The organism is Pseudomonas serbica (assembly GCF_028823535.1).
Lineage (GTDB): Bacteria > Pseudomonadota > Gammaproteobacteria > Pseudomonadales > Pseudomonadaceae > Aquipseudomonas > Aquipseudomonas serbica.
On the sequence record NZ_JAQIYM010000090.1, the window covers coordinates 103,924 to 122,274 of the forward strand.

Genomic DNA, 18,351 nt, shown 5'->3' on the forward strand with positions numbered 1-18,351 from the left:
ATTAAGGATAGGGAAACGGCAATGAGCATCTCGTTTCAAGAGCTCGATGATTTCATCCGTGACAATGCGGCAAAGCAGGTTGCTCGCAAGAAACTCTCCATGGGCCCACTGAAGGTGTACGTTCGCCTTACTACTCGGTTTATGGGATCTACTGTTGGTCGTACGCTCGACATCGCCGACGTTGAGGTTGATGACAGGCATAAAGGGCAGGGCGTCTTTCGACAATTTCTGAATCACGCAGAACGGGTTTCAAGCCAGCATGGGTTATCACTGTTCGTTCAGTCGATTATCAGCCCGCTGTTGAAGGATGCACTCAAGCGTAGAGGTTATGAGTTCACCGAGGGGTTTGAGGATTGCGCCTGGATGAGTGCTGACAGACTTCGGAAAAAATACGAAGCTGCTGAAGAGTCGTCACCAAGCCCTTAGTAATAAGACTGTCTGGAGAGGCCGCTCCTCGATTAGCCAAGCCCCTCTAAAAATAATTTCAACTTTTTTTAAAAATGTTGTTGACACGGTTTAGAAGGTTGTATTTAATTAAATCAACTCAACGGAGATACCGAACATGAACGCACACATTAACCACCAAGCGAAACAGATGGCGAATAATTATTTTGCCAAGTGGTGTGTGCGCCACGTGTAGGTAGCCTGTTTGGAGCCTACACTAGCGAAAGCAAGTGAAGGCTCAAGAAAACGGGAACTCAAAACCCCGGAGCCTTCAAAAGCTCCGGGGTTTTTGTTTGCCTCGGAGAAACTAAGCGGCACATTGCAGCGGTAACTCAGTTGGTAGAGTGACGAGTTGAAAGCCCGTTGGTCACTGGTTCGATCCCAGTTCGCTGCACCAATTTTAAGTCCTTCGAAAGCATGGAAGGCAGAACTAGAAAAAGTTTCATTCCCTTGTAGCTCAGTTGGTAGAGCAGTTGACTGTTAATCATCAGGTCTCTGGTTCGAGTCCAGGCGGGGGAGCCAAATTTAAGACCTTCAAAAGCGTGGAAGGCAGAGTTTACAAGGGTTTCAAATGTTTAGATCCCATATAGCTCAGTTGGTAGAGTACGTGACTGTTAATCACGGTGTCCCTGGTTCGAGTCCAGGTGTGGGAGCCAATTTCAAAGCAACTCAAGGTGTTTAAATTGAGTAGCTATTAGTTCTGGTGACGTGGCTGAGTTGGTTAGGCAAATGATTGCAAATCATTTTTACGCGGGTTCAAGTCCCGCCGTTATCTCCAGATTTTAATGTTTTAAGAGTTTAAAATAAGTTGTTGACATCGATAAAAATACAATATTCAATGGTCTTCATAAAGTTTTTGAAAGTGTTATCGATTAAATGTTTACCGGGGAAGTAGGTGAGTGGCCAAAGCCGTCTGACTGTAAATCGGATATTAATTTTTCGAAGGTTCGAATCCTTCCTTCCCCACCAATAAAGTCGTACTCAGAAGTTGCAGTTAGTTGTTCTAACACTAGTTTGAGTACACAGTTGACCAGCAGACGCCGAGGTTTCGACCAGGTCAAGAAGCTGAGACACGACCCACTTCGTATGTGGCGATGCCCTTATCGATAAAGGGGCGAAGAATTTGATTTACCGGGGGCTAGCTCAGCTGGATAGAGCAATCGGCTTTTAACCGATTGGTCACGTGTTCGAATCACGTGCCCCCGACCACGCTGATGTAGCTCAGTTGGCAGAGCGCGGGACTCATAACCCCGAGGTCACTGGTTCAAGGCCAGTCTTCAGCACCATATAGTAGGCAGTATCGGGAGGCGGTTTGCTCCCAAAACGAAACACGCACGTGTAGCTCAGTTGGTAGAGCGCACCCCTGATAAGGGTGAGGCCGGCAGTTCGAACCTGTCCACATGCACCAAATTGTTCCGTGATAACTCAGTCGGTAGAGTCCAGGCCTTGAAATAGTAGGTAGGAGGCCCAGGTTCGAACCCTGGTCATGGAACCATTTTTGAAGGGCAAAAGAGTGGCCCGGTAAAGTAGAAATCAGCAGTTTTGGGTCGGTATGCAAGTGGCTAAAGCAAGCGGGTTGTAACCCCGCCTCCGACGGATTCGAAGGTTCAAATCCTTCCCGGCCCACCACATACGGCATCACAGAGCGGTCTCAATGGCCGGTGGTGCCAGGCAACAAACGGGGTCATAGCTCAGCTGGGAGAGCGCCTGCCTTGCAAGCAGGAGGTCGAGGGTTCGAACCCCTTTGATTCCACCAAATGTGTTGTAGAACAGAGTGTTACGATACATATTTAGGGGTTCAAGTTAAGTCTTGAACAGGATGAAAGCGAGGCGTGGGGCTGTTCATCAAACACGGGAGGCAGTCCGTTACTGTCAGGATTTTTGGGTGGCTAGCTCAGCTGGAAGAGCAGTCGACTTTTAATCGACTGGTCGCGAGTTCGAACCTCGCGCCACCCACCACACACGGGGCAATAGCTCAGCTGGGAGAGCGCTTGCATGGCATGCAAGAGGTCGACGGTTCGATCCCGTCTTGTTCCACCACTTTGACACAGCGGCACACAACACCAGGAGAGAAATCTCCGCAGTTTTACGGGTCATGGTTGTGATGGCATGCATTGCCGGTCTCCAAAACCGTGCGGATGGGGTTCGAATCCCTGATGGCCCGCCAATTAAAACAATAGGTTGCGGATTATATGTGATCTAAAGTAGGAAGAATGGGAGCCCCTGGCGAGGGGTTGCGATGAAGGCGCGTAGAGGGGCCATTCATCGAGTACATGCAACACGATTTCACGGGTGCCTAGCTCAGTTGGTAGAGCAACCGGCTCTTAACCGGAAGGTCGTCAGGGTTCGAATCCCACGGCACCCACCACATTGGAACCTGTATGGTTCTGGCGCTTGATAGGGCATCAGGCACGGTAGCGCAGCGGCGGGGCGCTATCAGTTTTCAGGGGGTTAGCTCAGTTGGTTAGAGCATCTGCCTTACAAGCAGAGGGTCGACAGTTCAAATCTGTCACTCCCTACCATTTTGAAGGCCCTTAGCCAAGTTGGTAAGGCAGCGGTTTCTGATACCGCCATCGCTGGTTCGAGTCCAGCAGGGCCCGCCATTTTTCAATGACTTGCGAGCAGTTCTTGTGAGTCTTTATTAGGTTCGTGGTGTTTGTAGTTCAGTCGGTAGAACAGTGGTGGCCTTCCCACTATACGCGGGGGTTCGATGCCCTCCGGACACCCTCAGTTGTGGACTTGTAGCCAAGCGGTAAGGCACTGGGTTTTGATCCCGGCACCCCTGGTTCGAATCCAGGCAGGTCTTCCAAACAATGACTTACAGGTGGTTCCGTCTGTAAGTCGTGAAGAGTAAATGGTGATTATAGCTCAGTTGGTTAGAGCGCCGGTTTGTGGCACCGGAGGTCAAGGGTTCGATTCCCTTTAGTCACCCCAGATGTAGGTCTGTAGCCAAGTTGGTAAGGCAGGCGGTTTTGATCCGTCCACCACAGGTCGAATCCTGTCAGGCCCGCCACAATTTTGCGTCCTTGGTATAGGGGTTGTGCCCTTGTCTGCCAGGCAAGAGAGATGGGTTCGAAACCCATAGGACGCTCCATCGTAACCGCCCTGTCCGTCATTGGATGTCCAGGGTTTTCAGCCACCCATAACCCCTCATAAACATCGGAAGGAAAAATGCACCATGAGCTTGTTCGAGGCAGTACAAACCAGACGGGCTGAGTTGCGAAAGGACGCGACCCAGGTCATTGGTTTCAAGATTCTCACCCTCCTGGTCGGCGAGCTGGAAACGCTCACCAAGGGCAAGGGGCTGGAGATCACCGACGATAAAGTTGTCGCAGTGGTCAAGAAACTGATCAAGTCCAACGATGAAACCATCAAGCTGTGCGATGGTGATGCCCGACTGACAGCCGAGAACCTGGAGCTACAGTCATTCCTGCCGAGCGAGATGAGCGAGGACGCCCTACGGGAAGCGCTGCGCCTGAGTGGCGCGACCAATATCGGTGAGGCAATGAAGTACCTTGGCAAGCGTTATGCAGGCCAGTACGACAAGGGCACCGCCTCCCGCGTGGCCAAAGATCTGGTGGGGTAGCCTAAAGCTTAACGAAGAAGCTCGAGATCGTTCTCGGGCTTTTTTGTATCCAAGTTTCGTCCTCTCCACCAGGCCTACCATTGAATATTGAATCCAAAAGATGGCAACGAACATGACGGGCTCGCCTTGCAACCGACCTTTAGGCAGTCAATTTTTTGCAACTCACGCGTTGCGCGATTTCACCGGAGCTCACACGTAACTTACTATGCGGCGGGCCCCACCAGATACCTGAACCTCGGCGTTAACTGCAGGGGGCCATCAGCCTGCTCTTGGATGGCTTGCACCTCGCAGTTTCTGCGACAGCATCCGACCAGGTAACCCACGACTTGGCCTTTTTGCCGCCAAAGGCCAACCTGTCCCATGCCCATACCATGAATCGGGCAGCAGCCGGCGAGAAGCCTTCTGTGCCGGTCGCTTGCGGATTGTTTTGCCATGCTGATCTCCTTGATAACGAATCGATTCTAGCCGTGCTGCTGATCGGCGGTAAGAGGAGGGCGCTGGCGCCTCCCACCCAGGTCTTGGCCATCCAGGTGGGCATCCGCCATACTGGTGGAAAAGAGGCATTAACCATGATTCGTTTTGACAGCCTTCCGGGCGATATGCAGGCTCTTATTTCTGATTTTGTCGAGGTTGATTGCGATAATGTCCCGGCCCTGCTGCCGACTCGCGAGGTCAGGATTGCAGATATCCCTGTCGTGGAATTGTGTGAGTTTGATCGAGGGGCGGGGTATGCGAGAGAGCTCAACCCAGATAACGCTCCGCCACTGGTCATCGCAAATAACCACTTTCTCGACGGCAAGCACCGATGCTTTTCATTCAGGGAGTTGGGGGTGGACAGCTTTATCGCTATCGACCTTACGGGTATTGCCACGCCTCACATGATCGAAATGAACTCGATGGGCGAGCTCGCCAATCAAACGGTCGCCATGGGGGCGCCTGTGAAGCCAAAACGTCGACCTGAGTCATCGCCCTCTGTACCGGAAATGTTTTAGCCCTGGCATCACGAAATTCAAATTCCACGATCAAACAAATGCTATGAATTGACACTGGTGGCGATGTGGTTATAGTTCCAACCGCATCCGTGCGCATGGAGCGTCCGGAGTAGGGGCTTACCACACAGGTATCTGTTCACTATGAAAAAGTTCATGGCCTTTTGGGCTATCGTGCGACGCTTCAAGGCGTTTCTGACCGTAGGGTTATTGATGCCGATCCCGATTGTAAACGTCCTCGCCACCTGGTGTTATGCGGCCAACCACCTCGACAATTCCCATTGGTTCAAGCGCGTCATGCATGAGAACATCGTTGTTGGGCTGCCGGCGTTCGATAAGACCACGCGGCGCATCTGGACAACCTGGCTCTCGGAAACACTGGTGGTACTGTCCTTCGCGCTGATCTCCGTCACCGTCAACGACTACACCTACGCGCATTGGCCAGAGCGCTTTGATTATTCCTGGATCACCAACTGGAATCTCTTCTACTGGTATCAACTGGCGGCTTGGGCGCTGTCTGGCTACATGATCACTTCAGCCTTGGTTCGTAAGCTGAACGCGATCTACAGCGTGCATCGCCACCAGGATCCGGAGTACATGGATGAGGCCGACATCACCGAGCACTTCATGGAGACCCGCAAGAAAAACATTGAGGAGCGTAAGCAGAAAGATGCGTGGAAGAATCAGGTTAAGGAGACGCTGATGCCTGGGCCAATAGTTGATCTTGGTGCAACCGTTGCTGCCGACGCAGCTGAAAGAGTTAAAGCCTGCATCAACAAAGAAACGAGATAGCTTCGGCGCATGTCGTGCTACGCTAAAGACGTCTAGGCGGTATGGCTGCCCAGGTCGCTGAATCTGCTTTAGCGGACACCGACCTGGCTTGTGATGGACGTGTTGGAGGGAGAGCACCAGGGCCGAAGGGTCTCCGCGCCGCAATTCCTCCTCCATGCCTCAGCGGGTGCTGCTTCTGGATGCAACGAAGGCGAGGCCAGTGATGGTTTCGCCTTTTTTTGCTTCTTGCGGTCGACTGTTCACCGGGCATTAGATGAAGTGGATGGTCTGCATTCCTATCACCAGGCAAAATACGGCAATACATCCTAAAAGTTCTACGTGCGGGGTAAAAACAAATGGAAGTAAAACTCCGAATGCCAGACGGTACCGTCATTTCTTCGCACTCGATGAAACAAGCCGATGCGACCGTAAAAATTGAAGAGATCAGAGAAATAGCCGGCGAAGTCCGTGAACTGATTCGCCAAAGCACTGAACTAGACCAGCTTGAAAAACGTCTCAGCCAGGTGGGTTATGCAGAGTGGGTCAAAAGCGGCGATAAGGTAAGGTTTTACGAGATCATGGGGGTGCTAAACAAAGGCGCTGCCACGGCACGCGAGTATTGGAAAGAACGTCGCAGCCGCCACAACTGAGATGAAGCAGGATCCACTCCCTATGCAGTCCTGAGGATGTCGTGCGGGATCACCACAGAGAGAAGTCGCCACTCCCTGGAACAGGGCTCGCTTTGAGTCCTTAGGCCTTATGCTGGTGAATAAAAAAGGCCATCAGATGACGGCCTTTTCTGTTTCTCAACGAGGCGGATTACAAAGTTAACCCAGCGTCGAGCTTGCTTTCGTTCGTGAGTTGGATTGCCCTGGCCTTGGCCAGAATTTCATCCTGCCAGGTGTCCGTAATGGTGTTCTGGACTCTGGAGTGATTGCTGGCATCTTTGCCAAGGTAATGGCTGAGCGCCACGGCCACCAGGGAGTCATAACCAGGGGACATTTTTACGGCGACCTCGAGGTTCGTCGTTGGGAGTACGCCAGACGGGTTGATAGCAGGGTCATTGGCCGGATTGAGTTTGTGGGTGCGCGAGAGGGCATCGTACAAGACCTTCGGACTGGCGCCATTTTCCATCGCTTTAACGATGTCATTGGTCAACACTGGAACAGTGGCCGGCGCCCAGCCATCGCCATACATTGTGGCAAGAACGGCTTTGGCTGTAGGAGTGGTGAAGTACTTTTCGTGGAAAGCATCCATCAGGCTCAGTGCCTGGGCCCGGTGCTTGCCGTTGTCAGTACTCAGGTAAGTTTTTTGTAGGGCAATGAAGAACTTCAGGCCAGATTGAGCGTAACCACCGGCAGGGTCGAAACCATCGACTGCGTTGAGGACGGACGCGGCGATCTGCAGACGTTTTTCGTCCGAAGACGCTTTCAGCGTCCTGGCAACGGTGTCGATCATCTGCGTGCCTTTTGCTAATGACTTGTTCTTCTCGATGATGAGGGCGAACACATCGTCAGTTAAAGCTGGGTTGGAATCCGACTTTTCGAAGCGGGTCAGGATCCCGTCAGCCTTAGTCCAGGTCTCCATCGCTGCGTCCAAGGCAGTGCCGTTTTCTGCATTCTCCAGGACGAAGTTGGAAGTTGCTTGTTTCAGGAGCGGGAGCATTTGTGCGTATTTGTTGCAGGCATTCACCACCTCCTGGATCTCAGGCTCAATCGGATCATCAGGTGAATCCCTGATTACCCGGCCCATGACACTGATGACAGGCCCAGTGGGGAGCTGATCAAGATCCAGCGGTTCGATTTTATCATTGCCCTGGTAGCGTACTAAGCCCGCATTAACGCCGATGGCTTCGAAAATGGATCGAGACAGATCCAATTTCATCCAGGCCGCCAGCGACTGCATGAAATCTTCCCCTTCAGCGGGTTTCACGTCGACTTCGACCACCCTCGAAAAGTAATCTTTGATGGCGTCCTTGTCGGCGCCGTGCAACGCCAGGTTGAACGCGTCGTCGAGCGAGCTGATGTACAGGTCATGCAGCATCTCACCAGTGACAGCCTGCCCGCTGTCCAGGATGGCACGGGTATTCTCGGTCATTGGTACCAAGTTGTATTTTATTGCAGCAGCAATTTGGGCGGAACGTGTCATGGACTTACCTTTTTATTTAGGCCGGAGGGTCGCCCAGCCAGGCTATTTTGTAAACGAATACGGGTTATGCGTGTGAAGATTCAGCGTTTAGAGCGCCTGGTAGACAGAATCACCCTTACGGAGCGCGATGCTATTCTCGGCAGCCCGGTTTTCCTGCTCGACCTTATCGATGGCATGCTCTACGGAAAGCCCGCGCAGGTGCCAGCGAATGCAACGTGCGAGGTAGTTATCCGGCTTGAACGTATGGGTGAAATGGCTTTTCTGGTGGTGTTTCTTGGCGGCTTTACACGCTTCTTCGAACGTGTAAATCACAGCATCGCCGACGCATTCTTTCAGCGTTCCCAGGCGCATGCCTGAGAAACGATCCCGCCCAGCTTCCATTCCATCCAAAATCTTTTTGACTGTAGCAGGATGGGTGGGGCCTTTGAGTGATTCGGCCTTTTCCTCGACGTTGGGCATTATCAGCTTCAACAAGTCTTCCGGGATACTTGGCCGAGCCAGTCGGGTAGAAACCGCTTTAGCATCCAACTTGTAGTCTTTCGGGGTTCCCAGGCAACCCTGAGTGTAATCAGTCAGGATCTTCAAGAACATGGCGTTGGCTTCGCTGGCAAGTCCAAGAGGGAAGTGCACCATTAGCGCGGTCTTGCCCCTGGATTTGACGAGGCTCAGATGCTCGTACTTTCTGGCAAAAGCCATGAAGTCGTCCGGCAATTTCTGGTTGATCACCACCTTGGTGGCGAGCTCCCAGGAGTGCCCGGTGGGTTTTTCGGTACCTGCAGACGTCACGCTGTGATCACCGAATGCTTTCTGGATTAGAGATGACAGGTGAGCGGTGTTCACCATCTTTAGCTTTTCTGCTGGGCGCCTGAATTGATCTCTAAAGCCTGGGTCTTTTTCCAGGGCTTTTAGGATGTTTCTCAGCTTCTTCTCGGTGATGAAGTTGTCATTACCGAAATGCCAACGAAATTGCTCATCACCACTGCGCATGGTGAGCACGTCACACTCGCGTCCCTGGACTTGCCCGCTGGCCACCTCACCCTCAAGCGATGTTCCATCCACCGACTTGACCTCGAAATACCACCGTCTTCCGCCCTGATCGAGACGGAACTCGTAGGTATCATCAGTCTTGTAGTAATTGGAACGACCTTCCTTGAGCTTAATCATGCGTTTGATCCGGCAGCAATGGTTTCATGTTAGCAACGGAGCGATAGCGGGATAAACGATAGCTTCGCACACCGTGGTTGCAAGCCTCGGTTGGGCACAACCCAGGCCAAACGCATTGGGCTTGTTCCGGCCATCAGGGGCTAGGCCGCTTCGCGGAAGTGGCGACTTCTCTCGACAAGTCCTCATCCCCAGAGCCCTCAGCCTGCGACCAGATGTTAGGACAAGCCCAGCTTTACCGTGTCATGCATGGTGATCATAAACTGACCATTGACCATTCGAGGGCCGTGATTTTGTATGGCGAATTGAAGGGCATGCGCCGACTGGAATTCATTCCCACGCTCGATAAGGAATTCGACAAACTCGCGTTCCCCAACCAGCTTTGTTCTGTTGGTGCTGATGTCATGAATGGTGTAAAGGTGCATAAATACCTCCCTGTTCGGTATAGCTGTAATATACTGAGAGAATTGACACTATGCAACAGGGTTTCCCGCTGGTTGAGCTCAAAGAATCCGCCCGACCATAACCTCATCACGCAGTTTCAAGCCGAGGCAATCCTCGGCCACCATCTTGAACATGGGTAGCCACTGTCCAATGGGTGAGCGAGATGTCTTATCGTAGACAGCCTGCCGCACCCGCATGAGCAATAGAAAATGACTGAGCCACACCCCGTTAGTCAAATCCGTACTGCCTTTGATGATGAAAAATAACCAGCAGGGCGGTGCACGTAGGCCTGAGCGGCATTCACCGGTCAGCGCCTCCAAGAGCTTGGAGACCACTACAACACGGCCTTTACGTCGTTTCATGGACTGCTCGAGAAAAATTCGGGCGAATTCGTTAATAGCTGTCAGTTGCGAGTCTTGACGCACTTCAGGATCCAGGATCGTTACATCAAGGTAGTCATCCGGGCAGATGATTTCGATTTTGGAGTCCTGATACACCGTGTCTTCAATAATTTGAGCAAACCTGTCCAGAGCCAGGGTTTTCATGTTAACCCAGGGTAGGGCTGATTCTCCCGAATGGAACTCGGTGAAGTCGACTTCAATACGCAATCCAACCACCATTTTCGTACTTGCCATGCAGAAGAGTCCCCGTGATCCATCATCCTGTGATGCGACCACTCAACGCTAGTTGAAGAAACCAGTCGGCGCAAAGGTGAGGGGCGGGCGTTCTGGCGGCAAACTCGGCAGGTGGGACGTGTCCGGCTAGGGTGAAAGGTGAGACATGGATTCTCTGCGATCCACCATGTCATCATGGTGGGCATCTGCTGGCCCAATCGTGGCGGAGATGGCGTCGTTGAAGGCCTGCTGGCGCGGCAAGAGTTTCGCTGAAACCCTTGTGCTTAAAGGGCTAAAGGAGAGTTTTAAGTTTGAAAAACAAACATGAAGAATTGACAAATTGACAACTCGCCGCCATAATTCTGCCACTATCTGATTTGATGGAACGCCCAATGACTTTACCGAACAGTTACAACGCTGACGCCATCGAAGTGCTTTCCGGCCTCGATCCTGTCCGAAAGCGACCTGGCATGTACACCGATACCACGCGGCCAAACCATTTGGCCCAGGAAGTCATCGACAACAGTGTCGACGAAGCCATGGCCGGCCATGCCAAGTCAATTCAGGTCATTCTCCATGCCGACAACTCGATGGAAGTCATCGACGACGGTCGTGGCATGCCGGTGGACATTCACCCGGAAGAAGGGGTGAGCGGTGTCGAGCTGATCCTGACCAAGTTGCACGCAGGTGGTAAGTTCAGCAACAAGAACTACGCGTTCTCCGGTGGCTTGCACGGTGTGGGTATTTCCGTGGTTAACGCCTTGTCCACGGATGTTCGGGTGCGGGTCAAGCGTGGCGGTAACGAATACCAGATGACCTTCAAGGATGGCTACAAAGCCACCGAGATGGCAATCACCGGTACCGTCGGCAAGAAAAACACCGGCACCAGCGTTCACTTCTGGCCAGATCCGAAGTATTTCGACTTCGCCAAGTTCTCCGTCAGCCGCCTCAAGCACGTGCTCAAGGCCAAAGCCGTTCTGTGCCCAGGCCTGGCGGTGTCGTTTGAGGACAAAAACACCGGTGAAGTCACCGAGTGGCACTACGAAGATGGCCTGCCAAGCTACCTGATGGAAGCCTGCGGCGACGAATGGCTAAAGATGCCGGAAGTGCCGTTCACCGGTTCCTTCTCAGGTACCAAAGAAGCGGTTGAGTGGGCGTTGCTGTGGCAACCCGAGGGCGGCGAGCTGATTCAAGAAAGCTACGTCAACCTGATCCCGACTGCGCAAGGTGGTACACACGTCAACGGCCTGCGCCAGGGCTTGCTCGATGCCGTGCGTGAGTTCTGCGAATTCCGCAACATCCTTCCGCGTGGCGTGAAACTGACCCCGGAAGACGTCTGGGACAAGATTTCACACGTCGTCTCGTTGAAAATGCAGGACGCCCAGTTCTCGGGCCAGACCAAAGAGCGTCTGTCCTCGCGTAACGCGTCGTCATTCGTTTCCGGCGTGGTCAAGGATGCCTTCAGTCTGTGGCTCAACGGTAACCCTGAAAAGGGCCAGGCGCTGGCTGAAATGTTCATCGACAACGCCCGTCGCCGCCTCAAAACCAACAAAAGCGTAGAGCGCAAGCGAATCACCCAGGGCCCGGCGCTGCCCGGCAAGCTGGCCGACTGCTCCGGGCAGGACAGCATGCGTTCTGAACTGTTCCTGGTAGAGGGTGACTCTGCAGGCGGTTCCGCCAAGCAGGCCCGCGACAAGGAGTTCCAGGCCATCCTGCCGCTTCGCGGTAAGATCCTGAACACCTGGGAAGTCGACGGCGGGGAAGTGCTGGCCAGCCAGGAAGTGCACAACATCGCCGTGGCCATGGGTATTGACCCAGGTTCGGATAATCTCACTGAACTGCGCTATGGCAAGATCTGCATCCTCGCTGACGCCGACTCCGACGGTCTGCACATCGCCACCTTGCTCTGCGCCTTGTTCGTTCAGCATTTCCGTCCTCTGGTTGATGCCGGCCACGTTTACGTCGCTATGCCACCGCTGTACCGCATCGACCTGGGTAAGGAAGTGTTCTACGCCCTGGACGAAGCCGAGCGCGATGGCGTGCTGGATCGCCTGGCGGCGACCAAGAAGCGTGGCACGCCTCAAGTGACCCGATTCAAGGGTCTGGGTGAGATGAACCCGCCGCAGCTGCGTGAGACCACCATGGATCCGAACACCCGCCGTCTGGTGCAGCTGACCCTGGAAGACTACGCCCAGACCAGCGAAATGATGGACATGCTCCTGTCGAAGAAACGCGCCGGCGACCGCAAGACCTGGCTCGAGACCAAAGGCAACTTGGCCGAGGTGTTGGCGTGAGTGATATTCTGCCCACCGCCGAGCTGGCCTGGACTCAGGACTTACCTAAAGTCGATGGCTTTTACTGGGTGATGCTCCCATCGTCTGGCGCCACCGACCTTGAAAAAATCTGCGTCGAAGCTGATGGGCAGGTTTTTAGCTTCGAATTCGGTGAACCTGGCGGGACTTGGCGAAGTGAGCTGCACGAGTTCTGGTATTACGGCCCGATTCCAGTGCCAACCATTCCTGCTGAATTGATGGCAAGTCATCCAATGCTCAATTCCACAGGGAAGGGCATGTCATGACTCTGCCAATCGCATTAGCCGATCTCGTTTGGACAACAACGCTTCCCACCGTGTCCGGTGACTACTTTGTTGCCATTGGCTATGGGCAGTATGGTGCCATGCACGAATTGATCGATGTCACCGATGGGGTCGTATCCAGCCTTGACAGTGATTACGACAGGTTTGTTTACGAGGAAGGCGCCGGATACCAATTTTTCGGGCCCTTGGAAATTCCAGAGCCACCTGTATTGACTGAGCCAGAAGAATCCCTGGCTGACCACCCTATTGATGGAGAAGCTTCCAATGTCTGAAGCCATAGACCAGAGCCTGGACGGCGTAGAAAAGCGCTCGATGCACGCCTTCACCGAGCAGGCCTACCTCAACTACTCGATGTACGTGATCCTGGATCGTGCATTGCCGCACATCGGTGACGGCCTGAAGCCGGTGCAGCGCCGCATTGTCTACGCGATGAATCAACTGGGCCTGGACGCTGATTCCAAGCACAAGAAGTCGGCGCGTACGGTCGGTGACGTTCTCGGTAAGTACCATCCCCACGGCGACTCAGCCTGCTACGAAGCGATGGTGCTGATGGCTCAGCCGTTCAGCTATCGCTACACGCTGGTCGATGGCCAGGGTAACTGGGGTGCGCCGGATGATCCCAAGTCCTTCGCCGCCATGCGATACACCGAAGCTCGCTTGTCGCGCTACGCTGAGTCCCTGCTTTCCGAGATCGACCAGGGTACGGTCGATTGGCAGCCGAACTTCGACGGCACGTTGGATGAGCCCTCCACGCTGCCTGCCCGACTGCCGAACATCCTGCTCAATGGCACCACGGGCATTGCCGTGGGCATGGCCACCGACGTACCGCCGCACAACCTGCGGGAAGTCGCCAGCGCCTGCGTTCGCTTGCTCGACGAGCCACAGGCCAGTCTCGAGCAGCTGATGGAACACATCCAGGGCCCGGACTATCCGACTGAAGCTGAAATCATCACGCCGAAATCCGAGCTGATGAAGATGTACGCTTCGGGCAAGGGTTCGTTGCGGATGCGGGCGGTGTACACCGTTGAAGACGGAGACATCGTCATCACCTCGCTGCCGCACCAGATCTCCGGTGCCAAGGTGCTGGAACAGATCGCGGCCATGATGCAGGCCAAGCCTTCCAAGGCACCACAAATTGCCGATCTGCGCGATGAGTCCGACCACGAAAACCCGTGCCGGATCGTTATCATCCCGGTCGCCCGTAAAAAGTTCGACCATGACGCACTGATGAGTCACCTGTTCGCGACCACGGAGCTGGAATCGAGCTACCGGGTGAACATGAACGTCATCGGCCTGGACGGCAGTCCACAGGTCAAAAACCTGCACAACATGCTTTCTGAGTGGCTGCACTACCGGATCGACACCGTTCGCCGGCGCTTGCAGTTCCGTCTCGACAAGGTCAACAAGCGCCTGCACTTGCTGGAAGGCTTGCTGATCGCGTTTCTGAACATGGATCGGGTGATTCACATCATCCGCACCGAGGAAAGCCCAAAACAAGCGCTGATCGACGAATTCAAGCTGACCGACGTCCAGGCTGACTACATCCTGGAAACCCGACTGCGCCAGCTCGCTCGCCTGGAAGAGATGAAAATTCGCGGTGAGCAGGATGAACTGCTGATCGAGCGGGCCGACTTGACCGACAAGCTGGGCAACGAGTCGAAACTGCGTGGTCTTGTGCGTGGCGAACTCATCGCCGACGCCGAAACCTACGGTGATGACCGTCGCTCGCCACTGGTGGAGCGGGGCGAAGCCAAGGCCATGTCGGAAACTGAGTTGTTGCCGTCTGAACCGGTCACGGTGGTGCTGTCCGACAAGGGCTGGGTACGCTGCGCCAAGGGTCACGACATCGATGGCACCGCTCTGTCGTACAAGGCCGGTGACATGTTCAAGTGTGCCGCCAATGGCCGCTCCAACCAGTCGGCTGTGTTCATGGACACCACGGGTCGTAGCTACTCGCTCCTGACCCATCTGTTGCCTTCGGCACGGGGCCAGGGCGAACCGCTCACCGGTAAGCTGAGCATGCCGCCAGCAGCGTCCTGCGAATGGGTGATGATGCCGGATGACAACGCCCTTTACGTGATTTCTTCGGACGCTGGTTATGGCTTCGTGGTCAAAGGCGAAGACCTTCAGGCCAAGAACAAGAGCGGTAAGGCGCTCCTGTCGCTGCCAGAAGGTGCCAAATCCTCAATCCCGGTGCTGATCAGCAACCCAGAAACCGACCTGATCTCGGCGGTGACCAATGAAGGTCGCCTGCTGACGTTCCCGGTGTCTGAGCTGCCGCAGCTGGGCAAAGGCAAAGGTAACAAGATCATCAGCATTTCCTCCGAGCGTGCAGAAAGGCGGGAGGAGCTGATGATTCAGCTAATCGTGCACACCGCCGATGAGGATCTGGTGGTGACTGCCGGCAAGCAAAGCATGACCATCAAGGCGAGCGATCAGGAGACCTATCGTGGCGTTCGTGGCAAGCGGGGTAGCAAGCTTCCACAGGGTTACCAGAAGGTCGATGCCATTGCGGTTAAGAAAGTGACGGTGTAAGCGTTGCCGACGCGGCGCCCCTTATCAGTAGGGGTGCCGCTTCACTCATGCCGAGGAGGATCTCCGTGTTTATTCATATCGTTCCCAGGATCCATGCAACAGAGCGCTGCGCGTTAGTGGATCTGACGATCAAGGAGTTCGACCTGACGCTCACCGCCGAGCACGACCTGTCGCTGTGTCATCCTTACAGAAACGGTCGGTATCTGGTGGCTTGCCGGCAAGGTGTAAAATGGGGTGCTGAAGGCATTCTGCTGAATACACCAGCTTTTCACCCCGAGTTCACCGTAATCACTCGTTGGGCCGTGGCAGACAGGCACATCGCCGTTCACAGCGTTCGCTATTACGTTCCTGCAGATTACGATCCCAGCCAGGACATGCTGAGTTCTTGCGAACCGAGGATGTTAGACAAACCGCTGGTGCCCAATCCCAAGCATCGAAACAGGACTGTCGAGATCCAAGACCTGGCCCTGGACACAGTAGATGCGCTAGGTTATCTCATTGAGCGTAATGAAATCGCGACGCTTCAACGCCATCCGCGTCATCTGTACAGTTGCTGCCCCTCCATGTACAAGCTACCGCAGGTCAAAGACTGCTTTGATCTCTGCTCCGCTCAACCATACGTCGCGAGTTGAAAAGGAGAGACTCATCGACGCTGACTTCCGATGACTGCTCACATTCCATTATTTGAAATTATTCAACCGCGTCATTTGCCAGAAATTCCATTCGTAACCGTTGTCCCTCCGCAAGCAGATCAAGGAGCTTATGCGCCATGGCATCCGGTGGTGTGATCGGCGCGTTATAGGCGGCGACAGCGGCCCTAACGAGTATCTCAGGCACGAGCTGTCCGTTGTGGCTGTTGAAGTCGAGCCGCATCTCTGCACCCTTTGGCCAACCTGAAACATATATCCGAATGAGCTGGATGTACTCGGGATAAACGCAACCAAAATGTAAGTGGCCGGCATCCATAGAGCCGTAATAGCGCAAGCCATGTGCGTTAGCAATCTGCAATAGCTGATGCGCCAGCTCCTTGTCGCTATCCCGGATCTCCGTCCGATATTTTGGACTCACCATTTCAAGGTGCTTGAACTGGTTGTAGAGCTTCTTTTGATCTTCAATCAGGAAGTGCAGAGCTACAGAGTCAAAATGGCTCGACAGGCCGAATTTCAGGGCCCAACGCTTCAACCTTGAACGTTTCTCACGGTGAATCAACACAGAATCATTCACGCTCTACACCCTGCACATGGCTGGTATTGGTCGGATTGCATTGATCTACGGTGGCTTGAAGTTGTTTTGGTTTTGGTTTGAACAGCCAGGACAGCGGCGCTGGCACCTCGCCTTGTTCTCCGTTCGCCTTGTAATCATTAACTTGACTAATCATCGTGGAGCAAATGACCACAATCGCAATGCCAGAAAGAGCAACGCAGGCCAGCAGGGCCTTTGTGATGATTGTCATGGGACGACTATGGTACGCCTTTAACCTGCGGTGGCGCAGAACCAAATACATCTCATCTTCGTCAAGCTCGCCGAGTTGCTCGTTCATTTTTTGATCCTGAAAAGTGAAAGATTTTTGGCAGCGAAACCTTTTCGGTCTTGTCTAGTTTGGCTTGTGGCAATTTATCAGAATAGTTTTTGGGCAACCACTGAATTGGCTTTAGCCAAGGCGTACTCGCTATGATGTCCCACAGGGTTGCACAGATTGAGGCATAGAATGAAAACGTTCCCTAAGTGGTTTGAGAAGAATTACGGTACGCCGGCGCCGGCAGAGTTGCTGGTGCATTTCTCTGAAAACCCCAATGGTGTACAAGCAGAGCAGGGCGTGTTGTTCACCGCCAAGGACATGGTGGAGTACACCGAGGAGCGAGACCTCCAAGAGAAGGGCGTGTTATGGCTGGGGACTGGCCTCTGTCTGACTGTGTTCCTGCTTAGAGCCAAGGATGGAAAGGTCTTTTTGGTTGATAAGGCGGATTTTCAGTCGGTGGACGCGAGCTTCAAATCGCTCGACACGTGCAAGCAGCTGCTGGCGCTGGAAAACCCTGAATAGGGTGTGACCAGCCCCCTGGCGAACAGTGAACAGAGATACTCTGAGGCGTGGGGGCTGGCGCTCCGATTATGGATCAAGTGAATCATTAGGCCATCAAGATGGGCCGTTAAAGCTCTCGGAAGCATCCTTTTCTTGCTTTGGCTCCGGGCGTGCTAGAAATTGCTGCAGCTCAGGTAAATCCACCACACGGCACTGCTGCCAGGTTGTGGTCTCTACCCTGTACTGTTTTTCACCGATGTTGAGATGCATAACTACCGCTTTTTTGGAGGTGTGCGAGACCATCTCCAGTTCCTGAAGATCGTCAGGCATTGGAATGCGCTCATCAGAGATCTCGTCAAGCTCCTCGCTGTAAATCAATCCACCGGCCCATAACCAGCGTTCTGGACGATGGGTCTCGGCAGGATGGAACTCGGCGACTGTCCAGGTACCTTCTACCTTGACGCGGTATAAACCTTTCTCGCGTTCCTTTTTCTCTACTGACTCAGGGCTGCGCAGATAGCTCTCAGTCGCTGGGTCTTCCAGCCGGCCATCCCCCGTGTGGACGATGACAGGAATCGTAGCCTCGGTACCATCGGGATGCGTGATGTGAAGGGTTGTTTCTATGAGAGGATTGTTGTAACCGAAGCGCTTGGCCTCAGACTGAGCCTTCAGCAAATCGGCGTGGGTCACTTCACTGAACATGGGGTGACGGCCATGTTTAACATAGTCGGCAACGCTCATGGCCTTGGCTGCTTTTGCAGCATCTGGATCTTGTGTGCAAATAACCCAATTTACGCCGTCCGTGTGTTGCTTAAAGACGTCAACGCCGATGCTGGTTGGGAAGCCTGGCATCGCGTAGTCAGTAACGACAATTCTTGCTCTTTCACCGTTTTGTTTAGCGATGATTTTCGTATAAGACATGCTTAGCTCCCGAGCTTCAATTCACACAGCAGTATTGTCACTATACCAGGTGCCAGAACCGGAAAAGAATGGCTTGGGCGACTGTAGTCAGCAGTATGGGCATGGCCTGCTGAAGGCATGCA

The 18,351-nt window shown here is 53.8% G+C and carries 19 protein-coding genes and 20 tRNA genes; 32 read left to right on the forward strand and 7 right to left on the reverse strand.

What is annotated here, in order from left to right; genetic code table 11:
* The first annotated feature begins 21 nt into the window (after positions 1–21).
* The 25 genes from NQL71_RS30695 to NQL71_RS30815 all read left to right on the forward strand — a co-directional run bounded on the left by NQL71_RS30695 (position 22) and on the right by NQL71_RS30815 (position 6,440).
* Positions 22–426 (forward strand): hypothetical protein, encoded by a 405-nt coding sequence (locus NQL71_RS30695; RefSeq protein ID WP_274644619.1) that lies wholly within the window; start codon positions 22–24, stop codon positions 424–426.
* A 339-nt stretch (positions 427–765) separates the two neighbouring features.
* A tRNA-Phe gene (locus tag NQL71_RS30700) sits at positions 766–841 on the forward strand.
* A 49-nt stretch (positions 842–890) separates the two neighbouring features.
* Positions 891–966, forward strand: a tRNA-Asn gene (locus tag NQL71_RS30705).
* Positions 967–1,024: 58 nt separating this feature from the next.
* A tRNA-Asn gene (locus NQL71_RS30710) sits at positions 1,025–1,100 on the forward strand.
* Positions 1,101–1,146: 46 nt separating this feature from the next.
* Positions 1,147–1,222 (forward strand) — tRNA-Cys (locus NQL71_RS30715).
* A 107-nt stretch (positions 1,223–1,329) separates the two neighbouring features.
* Positions 1,330–1,413, forward strand: a tRNA-Tyr gene (locus tag NQL71_RS30720).
* A gap of 163 nt (positions 1,414–1,576) precedes the next feature.
* Positions 1,577–1,653: transfer RNA gene (locus tag NQL71_RS30725), tRNA-Lys, on the forward strand.
* Position 1,654: 1 nt separating this feature from the next.
* Positions 1,655–1,730, forward strand: a tRNA-Met gene (locus tag NQL71_RS30730).
* 46 nt (positions 1,731–1,776) lie between these two features.
* A tRNA-Ile gene (locus tag NQL71_RS30735) sits at positions 1,777–1,852 on the forward strand.
* A gap of 6 nt (positions 1,853–1,858) precedes the next feature.
* Positions 1,859–1,939, forward strand: a tRNA-OTHER gene (locus tag NQL71_RS30740).
* A 49-nt stretch (positions 1,940–1,988) separates the two neighbouring features.
* Positions 1,989–2,073 (forward strand) — tRNA-Tyr (locus NQL71_RS30745).
* Between the two features lie 51 nt (positions 2,074–2,124).
* A tRNA-Ala gene (locus NQL71_RS30750) sits at positions 2,125–2,200 on the forward strand.
* A gap of 127 nt (positions 2,201–2,327) precedes the next feature.
* Positions 2,328–2,403, forward strand: a tRNA-Lys gene (locus tag NQL71_RS30755).
* 5 nt (positions 2,404–2,408) lie between these two features.
* Positions 2,409–2,484, forward strand: a tRNA-Ala gene (locus NQL71_RS30760).
* Between the two features lie 50 nt (positions 2,485–2,534).
* Positions 2,535–2,611: transfer RNA gene (locus NQL71_RS30765), tRNA-Trp, on the forward strand.
* A 123-nt stretch (positions 2,612–2,734) separates the two neighbouring features.
* A tRNA-Lys gene (locus NQL71_RS30770) sits at positions 2,735–2,812 on the forward strand.
* A gap of 77 nt (positions 2,813–2,889) precedes the next feature.
* Positions 2,890–2,966: transfer RNA gene (locus tag NQL71_RS30775), tRNA-Val, on the forward strand.
* Positions 2,967–3,096: 130 nt separating this feature from the next.
* A tRNA-OTHER gene (locus NQL71_RS30780) sits at positions 3,097–3,170 on the forward strand.
* A 9-nt stretch (positions 3,171–3,179) separates the two neighbouring features.
* A tRNA-Gln gene (locus tag NQL71_RS30785) sits at positions 3,180–3,253 on the forward strand.
* A gap of 48 nt (positions 3,254–3,301) precedes the next feature.
* A tRNA-His gene (locus tag NQL71_RS30790) sits at positions 3,302–3,378 on the forward strand.
* 86 nt (positions 3,379–3,464) lie between these two features.
* Positions 3,465–3,538: transfer RNA gene (locus NQL71_RS30795), tRNA-Gly, on the forward strand.
* 84 nt (positions 3,539–3,622) lie between these two features.
* Positions 3,623–4,030 (forward strand): GatB/YqeY domain-containing protein, encoded by a 408-nt coding sequence (locus NQL71_RS30800; RefSeq protein WP_274644620.1) that lies wholly within the window; start codon positions 3,623–3,625, stop codon positions 4,028–4,030.
* 326 nt (positions 4,031–4,356) lie between these two features.
* A complete protein-coding gene (locus tag NQL71_RS30805) occupies positions 4,357–5,022 on the forward strand; it encodes a hypothetical protein (RefSeq protein WP_274644621.1) in 666 nt (221 codons plus the stop codon).
* Positions 5,023–5,163: 141 nt separating this feature from the next.
* Positions 5,164–5,811 carry a hypothetical protein gene (locus NQL71_RS30810; RefSeq protein ID WP_274644622.1) on the forward strand — a complete coding sequence of 216 codons (648 nt, stop codon included), beginning with the start codon at positions 5,164–5,166 and terminating at the stop codon, positions 5,809–5,811.
* A gap of 335 nt (positions 5,812–6,146) precedes the next feature.
* Positions 6,147–6,440 carry a hypothetical protein gene (locus tag NQL71_RS30815; protein WP_274644623.1) on the forward strand — a complete coding sequence of 98 codons (294 nt, stop codon included), beginning with the start codon at positions 6,147–6,149 and terminating at the stop codon, positions 6,438–6,440.
* Positions 6,441–6,609: 169 nt separating this feature from the next.
* Here NQL71_RS30815 and NQL71_RS30820 read toward each other — a convergent pair whose 3' ends face one another.
* The 4 genes from NQL71_RS30820 to NQL71_RS30835 all read right to left on the reverse strand — a co-directional run bounded on the left by NQL71_RS30820 (position 6,610) and on the right by NQL71_RS30835 (position 10,178).
* The gene (locus NQL71_RS30820) at positions 6,610–7,938 is read right to left on the reverse strand and encodes a hypothetical protein (RefSeq protein ID WP_274644624.1); all 1,329 of its coding nucleotides are present in this window, start codon (positions 7,936–7,938) and stop codon (positions 6,610–6,612) included.
* A gap of 87 nt (positions 7,939–8,025) precedes the next feature.
* The gene (locus NQL71_RS30825; RefSeq protein ID WP_274644625.1) at positions 8,026–9,102 is read right to left on the reverse strand and encodes a hypothetical protein; all 1,077 of its coding nucleotides are present in this window, start codon (positions 9,100–9,102) and stop codon (positions 8,026–8,028) included.
* Between the two features lie 215 nt (positions 9,103–9,317).
* On the reverse strand, positions 9,318–9,524 hold the full coding sequence (locus NQL71_RS30830) for a hypothetical protein (protein WP_274644626.1): 207 nt from the start codon (positions 9,522–9,524) through the stop codon (positions 9,318–9,320).
* A 78-nt stretch (positions 9,525–9,602) separates the two neighbouring features.
* Positions 9,603–10,178 (reverse strand): hypothetical protein, encoded by a 576-nt coding sequence (locus NQL71_RS30835; protein ID WP_274644627.1) that lies wholly within the window; start codon positions 10,176–10,178, stop codon positions 9,603–9,605.
* A 145-nt stretch (positions 10,179–10,323) separates the two neighbouring features.
* On the opposite strand from NQL71_RS30835, the gene NQL71_RS30840 reads away from it, so the two are divergent.
* The 6 genes from NQL71_RS30840 (at position 10,324) to NQL71_RS30865 (ending at position 15,920) form a co-directional block, all read left to right on the forward strand.
* Entirely contained in the window at positions 10,324–10,485 is a 162-nt protein-coding gene (locus tag NQL71_RS30840; RefSeq protein WP_274644628.1) for a hypothetical protein, read from the forward strand.
* Positions 10,486–10,549: 64 nt separating this feature from the next.
* Positions 10,550–12,451 (forward strand): DNA topoisomerase IV subunit B, encoded by a 1,902-nt coding sequence (gene parE, locus NQL71_RS30845; RefSeq protein ID WP_274644629.1) that lies wholly within the window; start codon positions 10,550–10,552, stop codon positions 12,449–12,451.
* Positions 12,448–12,735 (forward strand): hypothetical protein, encoded by a 288-nt coding sequence (locus NQL71_RS30850; RefSeq protein WP_274644630.1) that lies wholly within the window; start codon positions 12,448–12,450, stop codon positions 12,733–12,735. The genes parE and NQL71_RS30850 overlap by 4 nt, the downstream gene beginning before the upstream one ends.
* The gene (locus NQL71_RS30855; protein WP_274644631.1) at positions 12,732–13,025 is read left to right on the forward strand and encodes a hypothetical protein; all 294 of its coding nucleotides are present in this window, start codon (positions 12,732–12,734) and stop codon (positions 13,023–13,025) included. The genes NQL71_RS30850 and NQL71_RS30855 overlap by 4 nt, the downstream gene beginning before the upstream one ends.
* A complete protein-coding gene (parC, locus tag NQL71_RS30860; protein ID WP_274644632.1) occupies positions 13,018–15,288 on the forward strand; it encodes a DNA topoisomerase IV subunit A in 2,271 nt (756 codons plus the stop codon). The genes NQL71_RS30855 and parC overlap by 8 nt, the downstream gene beginning before the upstream one ends.
* A gap of 65 nt (positions 15,289–15,353) precedes the next feature.
* Complete coding sequence (locus tag NQL71_RS30865) at positions 15,354–15,920, forward strand: DUF6012 family protein (protein ID WP_274644633.1); 567 nt, start codon at positions 15,354–15,356, stop codon at positions 15,918–15,920.
* Positions 15,921–15,978: 58 nt separating this feature from the next.
* Here the strand turns inward: NQL71_RS30865 and NQL71_RS30870 are convergent, their stop codons facing one another.
* Positions 15,979–16,512 carry a hypothetical protein gene (locus NQL71_RS30870; RefSeq protein WP_274644634.1) on the reverse strand — a complete coding sequence of 178 codons (534 nt, stop codon included), beginning with the start codon at positions 16,510–16,512 and terminating at the stop codon, positions 15,979–15,981.
* On the reverse strand, positions 16,505–16,828 hold the full coding sequence (locus NQL71_RS30875; protein ID WP_274644635.1) for a hypothetical protein: 324 nt from the start codon (positions 16,826–16,828) through the stop codon (positions 16,505–16,507). The genes NQL71_RS30870 and NQL71_RS30875 overlap by 8 nt, the downstream gene beginning before the upstream one ends.
* A gap of 168 nt (positions 16,829–16,996) precedes the next feature.
* Here NQL71_RS30875 and NQL71_RS30880 point away from each other — a divergent pair, with 168 nt between their 5' ends.
* Positions 16,997–17,329, forward strand: a complete 333-nt coding sequence (locus NQL71_RS30880) for a hypothetical protein (RefSeq protein ID WP_274644636.1) — start codon at positions 16,997–16,999, stop codon at positions 17,327–17,329.
* Between the two features lie 93 nt (positions 17,330–17,422).
* On the opposite strand, the gene NQL71_RS30885 is transcribed toward NQL71_RS30880, so the two are convergent.
* Positions 17,423–18,229, reverse strand: a complete 807-nt coding sequence (locus NQL71_RS30885) for a hypothetical protein (protein WP_274644637.1) — start codon at positions 18,227–18,229, stop codon at positions 17,423–17,425.
* Positions 18,230–18,351 lie beyond the last annotated feature (122 nt).